Genomic DNA, 5,210 nt, shown 5'->3' with positions numbered 1-5,210 from the left:
GACAAACACAAGGCGTGGTGTCGTGGCTTTACGGGCGTGGGTGAATGAGCCGCTCAGGCTTGGGCGTTCGGCGTTGCTCTCGGCGGCGCTCATGGCGGCCGGACTTCCGGCTCAGGCCCAGGTCAAGCCGGCGCCGCCCGCCGCGGTCGGCGTCGATTTTCAAACCACCGATGCTGACTTCGCCAATCCGGAGCGAGGCTTCTATCGCGCGGCCGACACCGACCTCGACGCCCTGAGCGCCGCGTTCGTGGCTAAGGCCTATGCCGAGGGTGATCGGCTGATCTATGCCCGGATCAACCTTGAGCCCTACCGCGACACCGACCTTCCGGCGGCGTTTCTCGACAGGATCGAGGCCGCGTTCGAAACGGCGCGGCAGGGCGGCGTCAAGCTGATCGTCCGCGCGACCTACAACTATCCAAGAGGGGAAACCCAGTACCGCGACGCGCGGGATGCGACGCTGCCCAGAGTGCTGTCCCACCTGGCCCAGCTCAAGCCGCTGCTCCATCGCAATGAAGACGTGATCGCCTTCATGCAGGCAGGGTTCATCGGCGCCTGGGGGGAATGGCATACCTCGTCGAACGACCTGACGACGCCGGCAAGCCGCACCCGGATCAAGGACGCCCTGCTTGACGCGGTGCCCGCCACGCGCGCCGTCCAGTTCCGCTATCCACCCTACATCCAGGCCTGGACGCCCAAACTGCCCGGACTGGATGCGGCGCTGAACGGCGCGTTCCGCATCGGGTTTCACAACGACTGCTTCCTGGCCAGCGACACCGATGTCGGCACCTATGACGACGAGGCGAACCCGCGCGAGCGTCAGCGGCAGTATGCCGACGAGCAGGGCGATCTGGCGCCGTTCGGCGGCGAGACCTGCAATCCGGCCGACGATCCCAAGCCTCGACCGCGCACGGCCTGCGCCGACATCCTGGGCGAGGGCGCGCGCTACAACCTGACCTATCTGAACGACGGCTATTACCGCCGGCTGTTCCATGACAACTGGCGCAAGCAGGGATGTCTCGACGCGGTGCGCCGCCGGATGGGCTACCGCTTCGCCCTGGTCAGAGTCAGCCATCCGGCGGCCATCGAACGGGGCGGCGCGCTGTCGGTCTCGATCGTGGTCCGCAACGCGGGCTGGGCGCGGCTCTACAATCCCCGTCCGGTGGAGATCCTGCTGCGCGACCAAAAGTCAGGCGCCGTCCGTCGGCTTAAGGCGCGGGGCGCGGATCCGCGCCGCTGGCTGCCGGGCGCGGAGACGACCGAGACGCTCGTTGTCGCCTTGCCGAACGATCTGCTGGGCGTGCAGGAGGTCTGGCTGGCCCTGCCGGACGCGAGCCTCCGCCTCAAGGACGATCCCCGCTTCGCCATTCGCCTGGCCAATGCCGACCATGGCGAGACGGGCCAGAGATGGGACGAGAGCCGCGGCGCTTTCGCGCTTGGGACGGTCGTGGACGTTCGATAGGCACGGGGAGCGAAAGAGCCTTTCCGCGATCAGGCGGCCGCAACGGGGGGAGGAGCGTCCAGGGCCTCGCGCAAGGCGGGCTGGCGGGAACGGCTGACGGGTAGGGGCGATCCCTCACTCAGGTGCAGCCGCCAGCGATCGCCGTCGCGCTCCAGGCGCTGCGCCTGGGCCAGGTTGGCGATCACCGAGCGGTGGATGCGCAGGAAACTCGCCGGCAGTTGGCTCGCCAGGCCGTCGAGGCGGGCGGCGTGCAGCAGGCTGCGGCCGCCGGTCAGTCGCAGCTCGACATAGTCGTCAGCTCCCACCACCGCCAGGATGTCCGCGATCGGCACCAGCTCGACGCCGCGCGCCGAGGCCACGGTCAGGCGGTCGGGTCGGCTGGCGGCGCGGGTCAGGGCGGCCTCGCGGCCCCGATCGTCACGGCCAAGCCGCACCACCTCGACCATCAGCAGCGGCAGCACCAGTCCGGCGGCGAGCAGGAAGTAGGACAGGTCGGCCAGCCATTCGGGGAACACCAGGGCCAGGGCGAGGAACAGCGCCAGATAGGCCAGGGTCAGCCACGCGCCTGGCCGCTTGTCACGCACGCCGGCCGCGGCCGGCAGGACGGCCAGCGCCACCCCCAGGATCAGCGCCCAGACCGTCTTGAGGTCGAAGCCCGGAAGCAGGGCCGTGGCGCCGACCAGGCCCAGGGCCAGGCCGATCATCAAGCGGCTCGCCTTGTGCAGGTACCGGGTGGCGACATAGGTCACCAGCAGGACCGCGAAGGCGGCCGCCAGCAGCCAGATCGCGCTCATCCGCCAGGCGTGCAGGGGGTAGGGGTACTCGAACAGCGGCCGCAGGCTCTCGACGACGGCCTGTACGGCCGCGACCCCGGCCATGGCGGCCAGGACCAGGCTGGACCCCGTCCGACGCATGGCGTGGATGACGCCGAAGCCGAACGCCGCCGCCAGCAGCGTGCCGGCCGCCACGAAGGTCAGGGCCAGCAGCGCGGTGCGCTGCGGATAGGGGGAGGGCGCGACGACCATCGCGCTCATCGGGCGTGCGAAACGCAGGCCGCCGTGGAAGGACGACAGGTGCAGCACCAGCGTGTTCTCGCCGGGCCGCCAGGTGGTTTCGCGGATCGGAAAGGCCATCTGGTAGCGCCCGGGGACCTCGTCCCGCGCCGTGGCGCCCGGGGTTCCGTTGACGCCCAGGCGCTGGCCGTTGAGCCAGGCTTCCGACGAGGCGACGCCCGCCACATAGAGGGCGCGCGCCCGAGTGTCGCCCAAGGCGCTGTTTGGGGCGGCGATCGTGGAGCGGATCCACATCTCGCGGCCCTGGGGATCGACGAAATCCTCGATCGGGCGGCAATCGCTCAGCACGGGACCGCCCGGACCGACCGCGCCATGACAGGCTTGCCACGGGGTGTTCTGGGCCCGGGCCAGGGTCGAGAAGCCGGTCAGAAGGACGGTGAGGATCAGGATTCGCCACATAGCTTCCCTCTTAAGGCGCCGCTCGCCGAGATGCGCCGCCATTCGCCGATGACGGGCCGCCATTGACCGAAGCGGCGTGGCGGACGGCGCCGTGGACGGCTCAGGTGTCGGCATGACCCACACATCGCTCAATCGCCGCGCCTTGCTCGCCGCCGCCGGCCTCGCCTTCCCCGCCCTGGCCTTGGCGCAGGCCTCCCCTCCGGCTCCGACGGCGTCTCCGTCGCAGGCCGGCCCCTTCCGCTTCAAGGGCTGGCAGGGCCAGGACACCGAGGCCGAGCGCGGCTTCTTCGAGGTCCCCGAGGATCGCCGCGATCCCAACGCGCGGAAGATCCGACTGAGCTATGTCCGGTTCGCCTCGACGGCGGYCAAGCCGGGTCCGCCGATCATCTACCTCGCCGGCGGGCCGGGCGGCCTGGCGACGCGGGCGGCGGGCGGACCGCGCTTTCCGATCTTCATGGCCCTGCGCGAAGTGGCCGACGTCATCGCTTTCGATCAGCGGGGCACAGGCCTGTCCAACCACATCCCGGAACGATCGGCCTCGACGCGCCCGCCGCCGCCGTTCACCCAGGCCGGGCTGACCTCTTATTTCCGCACCGATTTCCAGGAGGCCTGGGCCGAGTGGACCAAGGCCGGCGTGGCCATGACCGGCTACAACACCGAACAGAACGCCGACGACATCGACGACCTGCGCCGTCACCTGGGCGCTGAAAAGGTCGATCTCTGGGGCATCAGCTATGGCACGCACCTGGCGCTCAGCATGCTCAAGCGGCACGGCGACCGCGTGAACCGCGTGGCCCTGGCCAGCCTGGAGGGGCAGGACCAGACGGTGAAGCGGCCTTCGGCGGTCGACGCCCTTCTACGCCAAGTGGACGGCCTGCTGGCCGCCGACCCCGCCGTCCGCGCGGCGATCCCCGACCTGCCGGCCCTGATGCGGCGGGTGCACGCCAAGCTGGAGGCGGCGCCGGTGAAGATGGCCGCCAAGCTGAACGGCGCGCCGGTCGAGCTGCAGATCGGCGGCTTCGCCATCCAGCTCATGGCGGGCGGACTGATCGCCAATCCGCAGACCCTGGTCATGCTGCCAGGGCTCTACCTGGCGCTCGACGCCGGCAAGACGGAGGTGCTGGCGCCTTTCGCAAGCGAGTTCGCGAACCTTCTCGGCGTCGCTGGCATGCCCGAGGCCACGGATCTGGCGTCGGGAATCTCGCCGGCCCGACTGGCCATGGTGCGACGCGAGGCGAAGACCGCCGTGCTGGGCGAGGCGCTGAACTTCCCGATGCCGCAGCTGCTGGGCACGGTTCCGGGCGTCGACCTGGGCGAAGGCTTCCGCGCGTCGTTCCGCATCGACAACCCCGCCCTGCTGGTCGCCGGCACGCTGGACGGCCGCACGCCGATGTCCGAGCAGGACGAAGTGGCGGCCCAGTTCCAGCACAAGTCGCGGGTGATCGTCGAGAACGCCGGCCACAACGTCTTCGAGGCCCATCCCGACGTGCAAGGCCTGCTGGTGCGGTTCTTCCGCGGCGAGGCCGTGGCCGACATCCGGCTGGCCCTGCCGCCGCCGAAGTTCAAGCTGGCGTGATCGCGGGGCCGGCGCGACCCGGCAGGATCACCGTGGGAACCTGGCGACCTGAAGGCGCGGAAAAAGGTCGCCGCTCGCGTCGATTATGAAAGGGGCGTTCAGGTCAGCCAGTATCGGCCGCCGCGCGCCGCGAAGCCTTCGCGGATCAATCGCAGCAGGCCCGTCGCCGCTTTGAAAAGCATGATCGCGATCCTCCCTGCGAAGCCGTCACGCTGCGCGACGGCGGGGGCGGAGGCAAACCGACCGTTGCGCGCGCGCGAAGGCGGTGCGTGAACGGCGCGGGATGCGGCGCCCGTGGGCCAAGGGGCCTGCTTTTTTGGCAGATCAGCGCGGAGGGCAGGGCGCGGATGACCGCCGGCGGTATTACGATTGCGACAACTCGTAATATGTCGAACGCTGCCTTCAGCGAATTTGGAGGGAGCCCGCTCATGACTGTCTTGTTCACCCGCAAGCGCTTTATCGCGGCCATGGCCGCGTCCTGCCTGGCCCTGGCTTCGTGCGGACCCAAGCCCGCCGACAAGACGGAAGCCGCTCCGGCGGCGGCGGCCGCCAAGACCAGCTACAAGATCGGCTGGACGATCTATGCCGGGTGGATGCCCTGGGCCTACGCCCAGCAGTCGGGCATCGTGAAGAAGTGGGCCGACAAGTACGGCGTGCAGATCGAGCTGGTGCAGATCGCGTGCAGATCGAGCTGGTGCAGATC

3 protein-coding genes and 1 pseudogene are annotated in these 5,210 nt (G+C 69.8%); 3 read left to right on the top strand and 1 reads right to left on the bottom strand.

Features of this window, described 5'->3' with window-relative positions:
• Positions 1-91: 91 nt before the first annotated feature.
• The gene (locus tag AC1DZ6_RS18455) at positions 92-1,459 is read left to right on the top strand and encodes a DUF4832 domain-containing protein (protein ID WP_477098597.1); all 1,368 of its coding nucleotides are present in this window, start codon (positions 92-94) and stop codon (positions 1,457-1,459) included.
• A gap of 29 nt (positions 1,460-1,488) precedes the next feature.
• On the opposite strand, the gene AC1DZ6_RS18450 is transcribed toward AC1DZ6_RS18455, so the two are convergent.
• Complete coding sequence (locus AC1DZ6_RS18450) at positions 1,489-2,931, bottom strand: LytTR family DNA-binding domain-containing protein (protein ID WP_477098596.1); 1,443 nt, start codon at positions 2,929-2,931, stop codon at positions 1,489-1,491.
• A 112-nt stretch (positions 2,932-3,043) separates the two neighbouring features.
• On the opposite strand from AC1DZ6_RS18450, the gene AC1DZ6_RS18445 reads away from it, so the two are divergent.
• Both AC1DZ6_RS18445 and AC1DZ6_RS18440 read left to right on the top strand, forming a co-directional pair.
• Entirely contained in the window at positions 3,044-4,507 is a 1,464-nt protein-coding gene (locus AC1DZ6_RS18445) for an alpha/beta fold hydrolase (RefSeq protein ID WP_477098595.1), read from the top strand.
• Between the two features lie 428 nt (positions 4,508-4,935).
• Positions 4,936-5,210 (top strand): annotated as a pseudogene (locus tag AC1DZ6_RS18440) (putative urea ABC transporter substrate-binding protein); the annotation flags it as partial.

This window comes from Caulobacter sp. P1_B12_2, from assembly GCF_056406675.1.
The sequence above is the reverse complement of the archived record's forward strand: the minus strand, read 5'-3'. Positions and strand labels throughout refer to the sequence as shown.

Bases quoted from the DNA above. Each gene is read 5' to 3' on its own strand.
- AC1DZ6_RS18455 (WP_477098597.1), top strand. From the start codon at position 92: ATGGCGGCCGGACTTCCGGCTCAGGCCCAGGTCAAGCCGGCGCCGCCC.
- AC1DZ6_RS18450 (WP_477098596.1), bottom strand. From the start codon at position 2,931: ATGTGGCGAATCCTGATCCTCACCGTCCTTCTGACCGGCTTCTCGACC.